Origin of the sequence: Methanoculleus nereidis, from assembly GCF_032944295.1 — an archaeon.
GTDB lineage: Archaea > Halobacteriota > Methanomicrobia > Methanomicrobiales > Methanoculleaceae > Methanoculleus > Methanoculleus nereidis.
In genome coordinates, this window is sequence record NZ_JABFFQ010000004.1 from 1 (window position 1) to 14,295 (window position 14,295).

At 56.9% G+C, this 14,295-nt stretch carries 13 protein-coding genes and 1 pseudogene; 11 read left to right on the plus strand and 3 right to left on the minus strand.

Going from position 1 to position 14,295, the window contains the following annotated elements; all coding sequences use genetic code 11:
- Positions 1–967 precede the first annotated feature (967 nt).
- The 10 genes and pseudogenes from HL657_RS06505 to HL657_RS06545 all read left to right on the plus strand — a co-directional run.
- Positions 968–2,119 carry an HNH endonuclease domain-containing protein gene (locus tag HL657_RS06505; protein WP_317296020.1) on the plus strand — a complete coding sequence of 384 codons (1,152 nt, stop codon included), beginning with the start codon at positions 968–970 and terminating at the stop codon, positions 2,117–2,119.
- Positions 2,107–2,484 carry an HIT family protein gene (locus HL657_RS06510; protein WP_317296021.1) on the plus strand — a complete coding sequence of 126 codons (378 nt, stop codon included), beginning with the start codon at positions 2,107–2,109 and terminating at the stop codon, positions 2,482–2,484. The genes HL657_RS06505 and HL657_RS06510 overlap by 13 nt, the downstream gene beginning before the upstream one ends.
- Before the next feature lie 71 nt (positions 2,485–2,555).
- The gene (locus HL657_RS13440) at positions 2,556–2,738 is read left to right on the plus strand and encodes a HEAT repeat domain-containing protein (protein WP_394804646.1); all 183 of its coding nucleotides are present in this window, start codon (positions 2,556–2,558) and stop codon (positions 2,736–2,738) included.
- 195 nt (positions 2,739–2,933) lie between these two features.
- A complete protein-coding gene (locus HL657_RS06515; RefSeq protein WP_317296022.1) occupies positions 2,934–5,579 on the plus strand; it encodes a DEAD/DEAH box helicase family protein in 2,646 nt (881 codons plus the stop codon).
- A 105-nt stretch (positions 5,580–5,684) separates the two neighbouring features.
- Complete coding sequence (locus tag HL657_RS06520; RefSeq protein WP_317296023.1) at positions 5,685–6,062, plus strand: HIT family protein; 378 nt, start codon at positions 5,685–5,687, stop codon at positions 6,060–6,062.
- A 590-nt stretch (positions 6,063–6,652) separates the two neighbouring features.
- Positions 6,653–8,050, plus strand: a complete 1,398-nt coding sequence (locus tag HL657_RS06525) for an ATP-binding protein (protein WP_317296024.1) — start codon at positions 6,653–6,655, stop codon at positions 8,048–8,050.
- 254 nt (positions 8,051–8,304) lie between these two features.
- A complete protein-coding gene (locus HL657_RS06530) occupies positions 8,305–8,682 on the plus strand; it encodes an HIT family protein (RefSeq protein WP_317296025.1) in 378 nt (125 codons plus the stop codon).
- A 132-nt stretch (positions 8,683–8,814) separates the two neighbouring features.
- Positions 8,815–9,072, plus strand: a complete 258-nt coding sequence (locus HL657_RS06535) for a UPF0175 family protein (RefSeq protein WP_317296026.1) — start codon at positions 8,815–8,817, stop codon at positions 9,070–9,072.
- Between the two features lie 312 nt (positions 9,073–9,384).
- Positions 9,385–10,461 (plus strand): virulence RhuM family protein, encoded by a 1,077-nt coding sequence (locus HL657_RS06540; protein WP_317296027.1) that lies wholly within the window; start codon positions 9,385–9,387, stop codon positions 10,459–10,461.
- Between the two features lie 221 nt (positions 10,462–10,682).
- Positions 10,683–11,051 (plus strand): annotated as a pseudogene (locus tag HL657_RS06545) (HIT family protein); the annotation flags it as partial.
- A gap of 149 nt (positions 11,052–11,200) precedes the next feature.
- Here HL657_RS06545 and HL657_RS06550 read toward each other — a convergent pair.
- Together HL657_RS06550 and HL657_RS06555 are read right to left on the minus strand one after the other, a co-directional pair.
- Positions 11,201–11,512: a HepT-like ribonuclease domain-containing protein gene (locus HL657_RS06550; protein WP_317296190.1), complete on the minus strand. Its 312-nt coding sequence runs from the start codon at positions 11,510–11,512 to the stop codon at positions 11,201–11,203.
- Positions 11,513–11,534: 22 nt separating this feature from the next.
- The gene (locus HL657_RS06555; RefSeq protein ID WP_317296028.1) at positions 11,535–11,846 is read right to left on the minus strand and encodes a nucleotidyltransferase family protein; all 312 of its coding nucleotides are present in this window, start codon (positions 11,844–11,846) and stop codon (positions 11,535–11,537) included.
- A 230-nt stretch (positions 11,847–12,076) separates the two neighbouring features.
- Here HL657_RS06555 and HL657_RS06560 point away from each other — a divergent pair, with 230 nt between their 5' ends.
- A complete protein-coding gene (locus HL657_RS06560) occupies positions 12,077–12,367 on the plus strand; it encodes an HIT family protein (protein WP_317296029.1) in 291 nt (96 codons plus the stop codon).
- A 168-nt stretch (positions 12,368–12,535) separates the two neighbouring features.
- Here HL657_RS06560 and HL657_RS06565 read toward each other — a convergent pair whose 3' ends face one another.
- Entirely contained in the window at positions 12,536–14,230 is a 1,695-nt protein-coding gene (locus HL657_RS06565; protein WP_317296030.1) for an RNA-binding domain-containing protein, read from the minus strand.
- Positions 14,231–14,295: the final 65 nt, after the last annotated feature.

Here is a 14,295-nt window from a genome sequence, read left to right on the forward strand (position 1 = left end):
TCGGATCCATCCTGATGGACATCAACGAGGAGTGGGTTACCGGCAGAAGGTATTTGACCATGGAGAGGGAATGATCAGGCAAGGAGACAGGGCTCAGACAAATTACAGAAGATCTGAGACGTTACCGCACTCGTTCACATGATGGTTAAATGTGTCCGGAAAGAGATCACTCCTTTCTCTGATAGGTTCGTAGGCACATAGGTACCCGGAGAGACATTTTTCGTAATCCGACCGCTTGAAATGAGGTAAATTGGTATCACTGTCTTCAATCTGGGCAAGCAGTGACTCTGCTTCTCGCACGCTCTCGGTAACCCGGCACTCAAGGTCATGCAGCGTCTCGTCACGAAGAACAGATAGCGTCTTGATTCGATTTCGAGTAATAAAAAACAAAAATATTCCGATAATAAAGGGCATCAACAATATGCTGATTTTAAGTCGAGCCTTTTGCACCTCGATCTCACGTAAAGTGCTATTAAACTCTTCGAGTTCTTTGTTTAAGTCCATTTGAATGCGTTCCTCGGATCATCTCGGTTCTATCGGGTGCTATCAAAGGGCCAGTGATGGTTTTACATATGAAATGCCCTTGCTGCCAAAACAAACCATAATTATGCTGAATAGACCATCTGGGATGTTTAACTTTTCGAAATAATACCAGTAACGAAAGTTCGGTGAAATTGAATTGGCCCGGGATCTAACCCTGATTTGGCAAAAGGAGACACACGACCATGGATCTCTTAGCGTTTATTGCAGATTATCCGTCCGGCCAGGAGAATGGCATGAAGATCCTCATCGTCAGGTACCTCAACCAAGCAATGCTCCTAGAAGTCCTCTAACTGGCAGGAGCCGAACCGTATGAACGCACCGATGCACGTAAGACACATCAGATCAACTACAAGACGATCCCCCACGACCCTATAATGAAACCGGCACTCATATCACCCCACTCTCCTATTTTCTCTATATCATCATGGACCTCGCCCAGTACCGCCGGATCAACAACATCATCGAGCGCGACAGCGCCGACGCGACCTACAAGTATGCCCTACTCCGGGGCGTCATCGAGATCTGCCAGCAGTCCTCGCACCTGCGGGAGGACGACGGCGATCAGGTCTCGTTCCCCCTCGGTCTGCTCATCGAGAAGTGGCTGCTCTACTACTATCCCATCTTTGCAGCCCCGGCGTTCATCCCGCAGAAGAACGGGGAGACGCCGGACCCGGAGACCGGCAAGGCCGTCTCGTTCCGGAAGCACTTCGTGCCGGTCATCGACTACTACCGGGACCGGGGCGGGATCTCGGTCTTCTACAACGACTATGCCCGCGGCACCATGCCGGCCGGGATCCAGCCCGCGTTCCGGACGCTCGTGAAAGCGATCCGGAAGACCATCACCGAGATGCCGATGAAGCACCTCGGGTACTCGCAGTCAAAGGAGCACTACTCGGTCTTCGACTACGACCGGCCGCTCTACCGGATCTCCGGCGACGGCCCCATCGACCGGGCCTCCCTGATCGAGAACTCCGGCCGGTTCTCCCTCTCCCGCGACCTCTGCACGGTCTTCGAGCACTTCGGGGGGTTCATCTCCGGAGAGGAGAGCCTCTTGAAGAAATGGGCCGAGTTCACCGCGGCCGCGGACAAGACCGGGACCGTCACCGAGGAGTGCATGCTCTCCCTGCTCACGAAGACCCCGACAACCGAACGGGCGATCGCGGATGCACGAAACTTCTACCGGTCGGTCTTTGCGGAGGAAGGGACGCTCACCTGCGTCTGGTCGGGGAAGGCCATCTCCTCGCCGGAAGCGATGCACATCGACCACGTCCTCCCGTTCTCGGTCTGGAAGAACAACGACCTCTGGAACCTCCTCCCCGCTCTTGACTTCATCAACACTAGAAAACGCGACCGCATCCCCGACCCTTCGCTCCTCGAATCCCGGCGGGACTGCATCATCGGCTACTGGGACCTCCTCCACAACCACGCCGCCCGCCCCTTCGAGCGGGAGATCGCGGTCTCCCTCCTCGGCCTCGAAACACCGGGGAGCGACTGGCAGGACCGGGCGTTTACGCACCTCACCGAAAAATGCGCCTACCTCATCCACGTTCGGGGGTACGAAGCATGGGTGATATAGGCTGTCCGTTCTGCAACCCTGCAGAAGAAGAGATCGTGCTCGCAAACAACCTCTGCTACGCCCGCTATGATAAATACCCGGTCAGCCCCGGCCACCTCCTCATCATCCCCTTCCGCCATGTCGCGAACTTCTTCGACGCGACCGACGCGGAACACACCGCCCTCCTCGCCCTCGTCCGCGAGGCAAAAACCCTCCTCGACGAACAATTTCATCCCGACGGCTACAACGTCGGCGTGAACGTCGGAAAAACCGCCGGCCAGACGGTGATGCACCTCCACGTCCACGTCATCCCCCGGTATGCCGGCGACGTCGAAGACCCCCGGGGCGGGGTCAGGGGGGCGATCCCGGAGAAGCAGGTGTACTGAAGGATACCCCACCAGATCCGAACCGGTATACGCCCTACGCCCAATAAAACCTATCAGAACAACCGAGACTCATCGAGATCGTCACCAGAAAGACGGCGAGGACAGCACAACTAGCCGCCATCCGGGCTCTGGGCGAGAGCGGCGATCCGCGAGCAATCGAACTGCTCTCGTCCTTCAGCAACCACCCGGACATGGACTTCCGCAGATACGCCCGGAAAGCGATAGAATTAATTCACTCGCACTGGGAAAGATAAAACTTCGCCCAACACCGTTAGAACCCTCAAAAGATACAATAACAATTCTTATTCCCTGATACCGGACATCAACGCCCACCGGCACCCGCTGGTGAAAATACCTTTATACCTGGAATGGTTTTTAGAACATACCATGTCTCCCGGCCAGAACGAGTACGATACCCCCACGGCCGGTATGAACTGCGAGCATAGCCCATGAAGAGACTCCGTCAGGACGAGATCGACTACCTGAAGCACCCCGAGAGGTTCACCTTCGACTACTTCAGGGCAAAAACCCTCGACCCGCTCCCCGAGGCCGCAGCACTCGGCATCGCCGATGAAGAACTGCTGAACTACTACGACAACCGGTATCACAAAGACGCCAGGTTCGTCCTCCGGCTCGACCCGAACGACGGACACTACGCGACGCTCGAAGACTGGGTCGCCGGCGCCGCGTACCGGATTGCCAGGGAGCGGATGGGGGATCCTGAAGCGTTCCGGAAGGCAGCAAAGGAGTTCACCGCGTTCAGGGTCGGTTCGGTCAATGCCCTCCATCCGTACCCGGAACTCCAGAAGATCCAGATTCTGAAGAAGATCGCACTGGAACTGCGGATGCAGCCTGCCATGATCGACGAGATCGCCCATCTCTTCTCGGTCGGGAGTTCGGTCTTTGCGATGGAACTCTTCACCCGGCTGGCCGAGTCGGGACATCTCGAGACGTTTGCAGGCCGTCTGTCCCAAACGGAAGAGAAACTCGCCCGCCTCTCCACACGGCCGGTGCTGCTCTATACCCTCTGGAACCACCAGAAGACAGCGCTAGAGGCCTGGCTCGGGAGCGGCGGAAAGGGCGTTCTCGAAATGGCCACCGCGACCGGCAAGACGATGGTCGGCCTCGCCGCTGCCGAGAAACTCTTCAAGCTCCATGGGTCACTCCGGGTGCTGGTCCTCGCCCACTCACGGGCGCTGCTCGACCAGTGGCGGCGGGAAACCATCGAGAAGCTGGGGTTCGTAGGCGGTTCAAACGGGGACTACAGGAGCCCGCTCAACTACGACGACAGGTTTGTCGTCGAATTCGATACACTCCAGAAGGTTTACAAAAATCCCGGGGCATACGCCACGGACCTCCTCATCGTCGACGAGGTTCACCACGGAGCGGGGCTGCGGTTCCGAGAAGCGCTTGAAGTGCCGTGCAGGTGGAAGATGGGGCTTTCGGCAACGGTCGAAGGCGCCGAACGGGGGCAGGTCCTCGACCGGTATCTCGGAAAGACCGTCTACACGTTCACGCTCAAAGAAGCCCGCGAACGGGGGGTCGTGCCGGACTTCAACCTCTATGTCCACAAGACTTTCCTCGATATCGCAGAGGACGTTGAGTTCAGGGAGATCTCGGAGCATATCAAAAAACTGCTCAACTACATCAACACAAACGACCAGATACTCATCCAGATCCTCTCCGGCCACAAGTTCAGCCGGTTCGAGAGCCTGGGAGACTTCGTAAAACTCATGAGGAACTCCCGCTACTCGGAGACCGAAGTCCCCGAAGAGTGGCAGAAGTTGGTCGGCCTGATCTACAGGCGGCGGCTGATCATCCACCGCTCGGCCCCCAAGATGGAGCAGGCGATCCGTCTCATCAAGCAGCTCGGGAACCGGAAGAAGTGCGTCGTCTTCTCGATGGACATCGAGACATGCGAGCGGATCTACCGGTCGGTGAAGGACTCTGTACCTGCATACCGCGTCCATTCAGACCTGCACCCGGACGACGTCAAGCGAACACTCAATGCGTTCCGGAACTGCACGGCAGGTGTGCTCATCGCCCCGAAGATGCTTGACGAAGGCCTCGACGTCCCCGACGCCGAGATCGGGATCAACGTCGCATCAGCAAAGACCAGACTGCAGCTCGTCCAGAGAATGGGGCGGATATTGAGGAACAGGCCCGATAAGCAACCCATATTCCACCACTTTGTCGCCCTCCCACGGAACTTCGTTGCGGCCGAGGACTCCTTCTCCTACATGAGTGACCTCGCCTGGATCCAGGATATCGCCCTGAAGCTCGGCATCGCGCTGGAACTCTACGACCCGGAGAACAGCGAGATCCTCGACCTCGAGAAGCAGTCCGAGGAGGTTGTGCGGTCCTACTACAGGGTCCGGGAGTGCATCGTCACCGATGACTTCGGGACGATCTATGTCAAAAACATCGTCAATTCGATCAGGAGCGAGGCCCGGAGGCGGTTGATCGAGCTGCTCGAAAACCAATCGAGTTCTGTCACTGACGAGCAGTGGCTCCACCTGCTCCGGAGGGCTTACGGCGATGAGCCGATGAACAACGTCTCGAGCCTCCGCTGGCTTCTCATCATCTCCGGAAGAGACTCGAAAACGCTGCAATCCCTGCTTCTCAACGGAAAGCGGGATCTGCAAACCTCGCCCCAACCGACAGGTTCACCGGAGATCCCGAAGATAGGCATCGTGGAACACACAACGGGCGCCGCCGATAGAAGGGTTGCAGAACTCATCACAGCGCTCAAATCGGAGACTGACCAGAGGAAGCGAGACCGTGCCGCCCAGAACCTGATGAATATCGGGCAGCCTGCGGTCGAACCGCTGATTGCGGAACTGAAAAGTGCAGACAGGAGAACGAAGGTGAATATCATCCGAGGGTTAAGGGTCATCAGGGACCGGAAGTCAGTCGATCCTCTCACGGAATGCCTGCGCCATCCGGACCGCGAGATACGGAAGAGCGCTGCAGACGCGCTGGGTACGATCGGCGACCCGCGAGCGCGGCTAGCTCTCACGATGGCGCAGAGGGATAGGGATCCCGCAGTGAAAACAGCGGTTAAACGGGCTCTTGAGAAATTGCGGGAAGATTGATGACCGGGAAGAGCACTGCAGATCTTCAACCGGCATCGTCCACTTGTTCTTCGACCGCCTCACCGAAAAGTGCGCCTACCTGATCCACGTCCGGGGGTACGAGGCATGGGTGATGTAGGCTGCCCGTTCTGCAACCCTCAAAAAGACGAGATCGTCCTCGCCAACGACCTCTGCTACGCCCGCTACGATAAATATCCCGTCAGCCCCGGCCACCTCCTCCTCATCCCCTTCCGGCACATCCCCGCCCTCTTCGACGCGACCGACGAAGAACAGATCGCCCTCCTCGCCCTCGTCCGGGAGGCGAAAGCCCTCCTCGACGAACGGTTCCGCCCCGACGGCTACAACGTCGGCGTGAACGTCGGAAAAACCGCCGGCCAGACGGTGATGCACCTGCACGTCCACGTCATCCCCCGGTATGCCGGGGATATGCCGGACCCCCGGGGCGGGGTGCGGGGCGTGATCCCGGAGAAGAGGAAATACTGAGGGGCGGTCTGCCCGAGCCCCCGGGAGAGTTCCACTCTGGACTTCAGATCGTCCTCCAGGAACAGAAGGACTCTAACTGCGGCCCCTGTCCGGGAGCGAGAGACGGGAGCAGAGAGTCCAGGCCAGGATGGCCCTCGAAACGAGGGGATCCGGGAGCGGGCGCCGGGTTCGCGATCGACCCTGCATCGGTGCAGAAGTGGAAGCGGTATCCGGCATACAAGGACTCCAGGGTGGAGTGACCGGGATGATCGGAGGAATGATATGACCTGATGGCTCCGCAATCTGCACCCTTTTGAGTCGGAGAAGATGATAGTTGCGTTGCGGATCATTTTTGCCTCGCGTATGTATATCCCTAAAAGTCTTCCAGAGTCGGATCGAAAACCCTAACATGCCCGGCTTTCAATATCAGCGTGATTATTGCCTTTCGCTTAAACCGGTAATGACACCCACTCAGACCTGGAGATACACCATGATCAGAATTGAAGGGATCGGAGCAGATACCCGCTTCAAGGGCACTGATTTTTCCTTGCCGGTTCGGGATCGTGGGCAGATACGATCCTCGGATTCGAGATGGTGTGAGGGCACGTCTCATGGATGACCTTCCTGCCCTTCTTGCCCGCTTTGAAGGGCGGCGTATCGATTTTAAGGAGGAAGTGAGCAGCAATCTCTACAAACTCCTCCCCGCCTTCGCCAACACCGCCGGCGGTACGGTCATTCTTGGTGTCAGGGACAGGGATCACGCCGTCACTGGCATCGATCTCAGGAATAACGCAATCAAAGTCCTTGCAGACAGCATAACCACCAGGCTCGGCATCCACCCGGTCATCGATATCCACGAGATCGATGGGAAGCATATTCTTACTATTGCCGTAGAGCAGGGCCGCGCCCCGGTCGCCTATGACGGACGGTACTACACCCGTGTCGGTGACACCACCCGCGAGATGCTTCCCGATGAACTCCGGGAGTATTTTCAACAGAGCATCGAATGGGACGGTATCACCGGGCCATACACATCCGACCAGATTGACGAGGAGACTGTCCGGCGTTTTCTTGCCCTTGCAAAGGCGGCAGGTCGCATCACCGCCATCGCTCCCGACGAACCGGTTGATACCGTCCTCCGCCGTCTTGATCTTGTCAGGGACGGGCAGATCAGGAACGGAGCTCTCATCCTTTTCGGCAGAGACCCACAGAAGGACTTCCCCAATAGCATCATCAGGATCGGCAGGTTCAGGCGGGCTGACATCATCATCGGCGACCACGAGATCAGGGGGAACCTCTTCTCTCAGTTCGATGAGGCCGAGCGGATCATCAAGAGTTACATTGGCGTAAGGTATGATATATCCGAGGAAGCGATGCAGGAGTCCTTCCAGAGGAAGGAAGTCTGGGACTACCCGCTCCCGGCCATCCGCGAGGCCCTGCTGAACGCTCTCATCCACCGTGACTACTTCAACAACACAGTCCAGACTCAGGTCAGGATCTTCGACGACCATATTCGCTTCCATAACCCCGGCCGCCTCCCCGAAGGCATCACCATCGAGACGATCCTGAAAGAGCACTACTCTTACCACCGCAACCCGAAGATTGCCGAGGTCTTCTACCGGGCCGGACTCGTCGAACGATACGGTTCAGGGATCGAGCGGATGATCACTGTGCTCAATGCAGCAAGCCTGCCGTTGCCGGCGATCACCAGCACGCCGCTTGGATTCACACTCACCATGCGCAAAGATCCCTTCACCCAGGAGTATCTGCAGGAACTCGGGTTGAACAAGCGGCAGATTGCTGCGATCTCCTTCCTGCGTGTCCATGGCACGATCACCAACAGCCAGTATCAGGAGCTCAACGTTGTTGCCGCGAGGACCGCGGTGAACGATTTAAATGACCTCATCAAAAAGCGCATCATTGAACGGAGAGGCCGATCGCGGCGCGATACCCACTATATTCTCTCTTCCGAGAGAGGAGTCGACATGATCAGGAGTGATGATGCGTGATATATGCGTGATGATGCGTGATACATGCGTGATTCCGATCATCTCTTTTTAACCTCGCGAGGAGGATGCGATGCTCCGGCGGGAACGACTTGTCCGTAGGATGCGACGTTCCAGTGGAATGCGACGGGTCGAAGGGCTGGAGCAGGAGCACCGTAGGTGCGAACGGAGCTTGAGCACCCAGAGAGTGGGGGCCGGGCCTTTACGCACCTCGCCGAGAAGTGCGCCTACTTAATCGACGTCCGGGGGTACGCGGCATGGACCCCCTGACCTGCCCGTTCTGCACCCCTCCAGACGAGGAGGTCGTGCTCGCCAACGACCTCTGCTACGCCCGCTATGATCGATATCCCGTCAGCCCCGGCCACCTCCTCCTCATCCCCTACCGGCACATCCCCACCCTCTTCGACGCGACCGATACGGAGCAGATCGCCCTCCTCGCCCTCGTCCGGGAGGCGAAAACCTTCCTCGACGGCCGGCTCCACCCTGACGGCTACAACGTCGGCGTGAACGTCAGCGAGGCCGCCGGCCAGACGGTGATGCACCTGCACGTCCACGTCATCCCCCGGTATGCCGGCGACGTCGAAGACCCCCGCGGCGGGGTCCGCGGGGCGGTCCCGGAAAAGAGGGTGTACTGAAGGATGCCCGCACCAGGTCCGGAACAGGATGCGCCGAACAACCTGATCGATTGAGATAGTTTCTCCGGCCTCCGCTCACCACCAAATTTATCGGTTCTCCCTCCCATCCCTTATTCATCAGGTGAAGCGGCTATGACCGATATTACCATCACCGTCCCCCAGGATATCGTCCAGGCGCTTCGGCTCCCCCCCGACGCCGTTGCCGCCGAGTTGCAGCGGGAGCTTGCCGTGGCGCTCTACCAGCGGGGCATCCTCTCCTCCGGGAAGGCGGCGGCGCTGGCGGAGATGAGCCGGTGGGAATGGGAGGAACTGCTCGGGGCACGGAAGATCCCCCGGCACTATGCCGATGAGGACCTCGACCAGGACATCGCTTATGCCGCTCGCAGTTAGCAATTCTTCGCCGCTCATCCACCTCTCACTGATCGGTCGTATCAGCCTGCTTCGTCGTTTCTCAGAAGTAGTCATTCCTCCTGCGGTCTGGCAGGAGGTCGTGGAACAGGGCGGCAGTCCTTTGAGCAGATCGTCCCGGCTTCGAATAGCCATCCCCCTCGGGTGGCGCCCGGGCCGTTAAGAGAAGGCGTTTCTCCTGACGGATATGAACGAGGAGTGCACCATGAACCGCCATAGAAGATCCGGGGGTCACAGAAGAGAAAGCCCGGCGATCGGCAGGGTCTCCACAATATCGTACGAGCAGGTGGAACTATGAGCGGAGATGAAAAGAAACTGATACGGAACAGCACGGTTGAATTTTTGCTATTTACCTCGGCCGCCGGTGAAGACTCAATCGAGGTCAGGTACGAGGACGAAACCATCTGGTTAAGCCAGAAGATGATGGCGGCGCTCTTCGATGTGACTGTTCCGACAATAAACGTACACCTGAAAAACATCTACGAAAGCGGCGAGTTGACCCGTGATGCAACTATTAGAAAATATCTAACAGTTCAAATCGAGGGTGATCGTGAAGTTTCACGGACTCTTGACTACTACAACCTTGATGCCACAATCTCAGTTGGGTATCGCGTCAATTCCCGAAGAGCCACCCAGTTCCGTCAGTGGGCGACTCGGGTGTTAACGGAATTTGCCATTAAAGGATATGTACTTGATAAAAAGCGGATGGAGAACGGTACGTTCCTTGGGGAAGACTACTTCGAGCGCTTGCTGGCGGAAATTCGGGAGATACGGCTGAGTGAGAGACGATTCTACCAGAAGATCACGGACATCTATGCTACAAGCCTCGACTACAACAGGAATGCACCAACAACACGCGAGTTTTTCGCAAACGTTCAGAACAAATTACATTTTGCGATACATGGGAATACTGCGGCTGAACTAATAATGGCGCGTGCCGACAGCAGAAAGAAGCATATGGGCCTTAGCACCTGGGAAACAGCCCCTGACGGGAAGATACTCAAAACCGACGTCTCGGTTGCGAAAAACTATCTGAACGCAACAGAACTTGAATCGCTCGGAAGACTCGTCAACGCCTGGCTTGACCTTGCTGAAGAGCGTGCCAGAAGAAAGATCCCGATGACTATGGAGGATTGGGCAAAACGCCTTGACCGGTTCCTTGAGTTCGATGATCGCAAACTGCTCGAAGACCGTGGAATGGTCACAAAAGAGATGGCAAAGGAGTTCGCAGAGAGTGAATTTGAGAAGTACCGGGTTGTTCAGGACAGACTTTTTGAGAGCGATTTCGACCGGATGCTAAAGGAGGCCGCCCCGCCCGAAGGAGAGGAACAGGATAACAAAAACAATGAGACTACTGGAGACCTGAAATAAAATATGTTCGGTAGGCGGCACCAGACGGGAGGAATACTTGACTGGCTGTATTCGGAGTGCCCGCTTCCTGAGATCAATGTCGGAAGTATTACCGACGAGCTGCATATGTCCGGATATCTGCCGGCTTTTCCGTACTTGATGGGCACTTGAGGCCCATGGGATCACCTGCATTCTGAGGCCGAAAAATGCGCTTACCTCATCCACGTCCGGGGGTATGAAGCATGGACACTCTGACCTGTCCCTTCTGCAACCCATCTCCAGAAGACATAGTCCTGGAGAACGACCTCTGCTACGCCCGCTATGACCGGTACCCCGCGAGTCCCGGCCACCTCCTCCTCATCCCCTTCCGCCACGTCGCAGACTTCTTCGACGCGACCGATGCGGAGCAGGCCGCCCTCCTCGCCCTCGTCCGGGAGGCGAAAGCCCTCCTCGACGAACAATTCCACCCTGCCGGCTACAACGTCGGCGTCAACGTCGGCCCCGCCGCCGGCCAGACGGTGATGCACGTCCACCTCATCCCCCGGTATGCCGGCGACGTCGAAGACCCCCGGGGCGGGGTGCGGGGGGTGATCCCGGAGAAGAGGGTGTACTTAATAGGCTGCACAGAGTGCCGGGAAGAATCAGTAAAGGAAAAAGCAGTGTGCCCGGCGGCCGGAGAGGTCGAACAGCCCGGATTCAAGAGGAGACGATCGAGTCTATTCGGTTGGAGCAGGGACCCCCGGGTTCTGTGACGCCGTTCCTACTCATCCCCTGCCAGGAGATTCCGCACTTCGCTCGAAAGAACCGGGAGGTACCTCTCGACGACACCCCAGACAACCTCATCGGATACGCTCGCATACCCGTGAATCAGTCGATTCCTGAACGCAATGATCAGAGATGCATCGGAGATCCTCTCACCGAGGCCTGGCTCCCGCCGGAGGAGCTGGTTCAATGCTTCGCCGATGATCTCGAACTGCCGCTCGACAGCAGACCTCAGCATGGGATCGGTACGATACTCCTCAAAGGATCTTCCGGCGGTGAACTGCGCGATATAGTCGGCGGCCCCGGAAATATCGTAGAGATACTTCTATGCTTCACGCGACGGCATAGACATCTTTGCAGGTTCCTTCCACGGACTCACGGAAGATCGGGTTTCTGATAGCCGATCGCTCGACGAGATCGATCTTGCGGCAAAAAAGTTGGGCCAGATCTTCTGCGAGACCAAAATAAGCCTCTGCATGCTCCGCTGGAGTCATCGGTTCGAACTCGACGACAAAATCGATGTCGCTTGCCGCAGGGTCGAACCGGTCGCTCGTCGCCGAGCCGAAGATCCCAAGCCTCCTTACACGGCGGCGTCGAGCGGCGTGGGCAATCTCGGAGATCTTCTCACAGATGAGAGGGTGCATCGGACAACTCTATGATGATTTACCATCCAGGGAGCATTATCTCTTTCGGATCGGCGGATGCCGTTCTCCTCCATCGGGCGACCGGCGGATATAAACCCGGAGGAGGGCTACCGGCTCATCAAGGGTCAGAAACCCGCCTCACAGAGGCAGAGGATCGTCACCCCAACAAGTCCTCTGGGCGCTTTCTGCAGAGATCTAACCGGTTCCGCAATCTCGTGCAATGTATCCAGATGTTCGGAGTTCGGCTTCGACCAAATCGCCCCGGCCACCTCCTCCTCATCCCCTACCGCCACGTCGCCGGCCTCTTCGACGCAACGGAGGAAGAGCAGATCGCCCTCCTCGCCCTCGTCCGGGAGGCGAAAACCCTCCTCGACGAACAATTCCGCCCCGAAGGCTGCAATATCGGCAAGATCGCCGGCCAGACGGTGATGCACCCCCACAATCCTTGCACGCCGCCCGGGTCCTCCGGTGCCATGGCATGCCCATGTTCAGTCATTCCCCAATCGTTCCCCCAATCTTAATTTTAAAATGTTAACCCATAGCCACTTATTGTGTGATCCAAGGCGAAATATTTGAGATCATTCCGCCAATCCGATCCCTAATCTTCCCCAATCCGTGTTACCAAGATCCCAAAGGGTAGAGATTTATTTTTCAAACGGTTGCAGGAAATTGGGATTAATCTTCCCCAATCATACCTTCTTAGAAGAGGATGGGGCGAGCACCCACTTTGCGCCCCTCGTCTTCCCGACGGTCACAATCGCCCCCTCCTTTCGCATCTCCTTTAAGAGGGACTTGATGAACTCGCGCTTTTGCTTCTCATTCAGAGCGTCGGAAACTTTGTCCAGCAACAGGCCTTCGATCTCTGGCCGTCGTGCTTCATGATACATTTGCAGGTACGCCACCACCATATCCTTGAAATATGCCCTGTCAAACGACCGCTTCCGGATATAGTCTGCCCGCGTATCCGTCTCGGCGGCGACACTCGCCGATACATACAGATTCGGAGATCGCCCCTCGATGAGTTTCTTCTCGCGCAGAACATCTCGCTCCTCTCTGGTTACCGGCCGGCCCTTCTGTACCTTATCGAGAGCGATTACATCCATCAATGTAAGATCCTTCCGCTCGATCAGCATCCGGGTATACCGCTCGTCGATCAGCCGGCCGGGAATCGTGACCCGCACCACACTTTCTTCGTCGAGATCATAGTCAGGCATCGGGAAGTTGCGGTCCCGCTGTATTCTAAACATCCGCTTGATCCCGCTGCCGATGGTATCAATCATATTCAACTCGACCATGGCGCCGGCAAGGAAGGGGTTTCGATACTGATCCGACGGCATATCCCGTTCAATCACGCTCTGGACAGTCCCAGGAATGAAATCGCCGCGATTGGTGAACATCAGGGAACCCGGCCTCTCAGTCACGGTAATGCGGGCAGCCTGCCGGTAGTCCTGGTGGGCGATGCAGTTGTGCAATGCTTCACGGATCACCCAGGGGTCATACTGTGTCACCTCAAGAGGGAACAGCGTCTCTCCTGAAATATAGCGGACGGTGAGGTTTCGGACCTTGCTAAAAACCCTGTCGACGGCGAGGATCAGGGGTGGGCCGAAGTGGGCATAGTCGACTTCGATCTCATCCTTGTCCCTGAGAACCCAGGTGATATGCGCAATTGTGGGTGAGAGAAGGGACGCTGCCTCACTCTTTCCAAGGAGGATGACCGCAGTATTCGTAATCCGACCCTGACTACATACTTTCGCCTTCGTAAGGAAAGTAAGGTCATCCCACTCGTCGACCTCTTTTGCACGATCCCGGTGTTTCTCCTGGTATTTCTCCTTGTATTTTTCCCGCGCAAAGGCGATCGCCTCAGGATCGAGATCCGCATACGTCGCCCCCTGACAAACCTTCGCCGACCAGTCGTCCAGAGGGGCCTGCCGGCGGATCTCTTCGATCTCATAGAGGGCAAGAGGTTCGAGAGAATCATGACTCCGGCCGTATGCAATACCCTTCCATGTGGTCGGAACGCCGCGTGGAGCTGGAGGGATCTCAAACATCACTACCCGTTTCTCATCGACCGCAAGTTCGTGGATGGCGACAAACGTTATTCGATAATTGGTGTGCTGCGCGATCTCCTCTTTGAGACGATCGAGACCGGGCGGGGTAAGACGGTAATTTGAGCCGACAATCTTTCGGGTCAGTTTGTCGGTGACACCGAAGATCAGCCAGCCTGCCGGTTTCCCATGCAGATTGGCCTCATTGCTCAATGCTGAGAAATATTTGCCGACTTTATCGAAGCCATAATCGTTTTTTACTTCCTTAAACTCAATACATTCAGTTTCGGCCGGAAGGTCCATCATCTCTCGTATTTGAGCGTTCAAATCCTCAGACATCACCCTATTCTCCTGGCCACTCTGTTCACATTAGTGATTGAGTCCATTCCACTTTTAATCTCTCC

Coding starts and splice junctions, on each gene's coding strand:
- HL657_RS06535 (WP_317296026.1), top strand. CDS start 8,815: ATGACCGATATTACCATCACCGTCCCCCAGGATATCGTCCAGGCGCTT.
- HL657_RS06505 (WP_317296020.1), top strand. CDS start 968: ATGGACCTCGCCCAGTACCGCCGGATCAACAACATCATCGAGCGCGAC.
- HL657_RS06530 (WP_317296025.1), top strand. CDS start 8,305: ATGGACCCCCTGACCTGCCCGTTCTGCACCCCTCCAGACGAGGAGGTC.
- HL657_RS06565 (WP_317296030.1), bottom strand. CDS start 14,230: ATGTCTGAGGATTTGAACGCTCAAATACGAGAGATGATGGACCTTCCG.
- HL657_RS06560 (WP_317296029.1), top strand. CDS start 12,077: ATGTTCGGAGTTCGGCTTCGACCAAATCGCCCCGGCCACCTCCTCCTC.
- HL657_RS06515 (WP_317296022.1), top strand. CDS start 2,934: ATGAAGAGACTCCGTCAGGACGAGATCGACTACCTGAAGCACCCCGAG.
- HL657_RS06540 (WP_317296027.1), top strand. CDS start 9,385: ATGAGCGGAGATGAAAAGAAACTGATACGGAACAGCACGGTTGAATTT.
- HL657_RS06555 (WP_317296028.1), bottom strand. CDS start 11,846: ATGCACCCTCTCATCTGTGAGAAGATCTCCGAGATTGCCCACGCCGCT.
- HL657_RS06520 (WP_317296023.1), top strand. CDS start 5,685: ATGGGTGATGTAGGCTGCCCGTTCTGCAACCCTCAAAAAGACGAGATC.
- HL657_RS06510 (WP_317296021.1), top strand. CDS start 2,107: ATGGGTGATATAGGCTGTCCGTTCTGCAACCCTGCAGAAGAAGAGATC.
- HL657_RS06525 (WP_317296024.1), top strand. CDS start 6,653: ATGGATGACCTTCCTGCCCTTCTTGCCCGCTTTGAAGGGCGGCGTATC.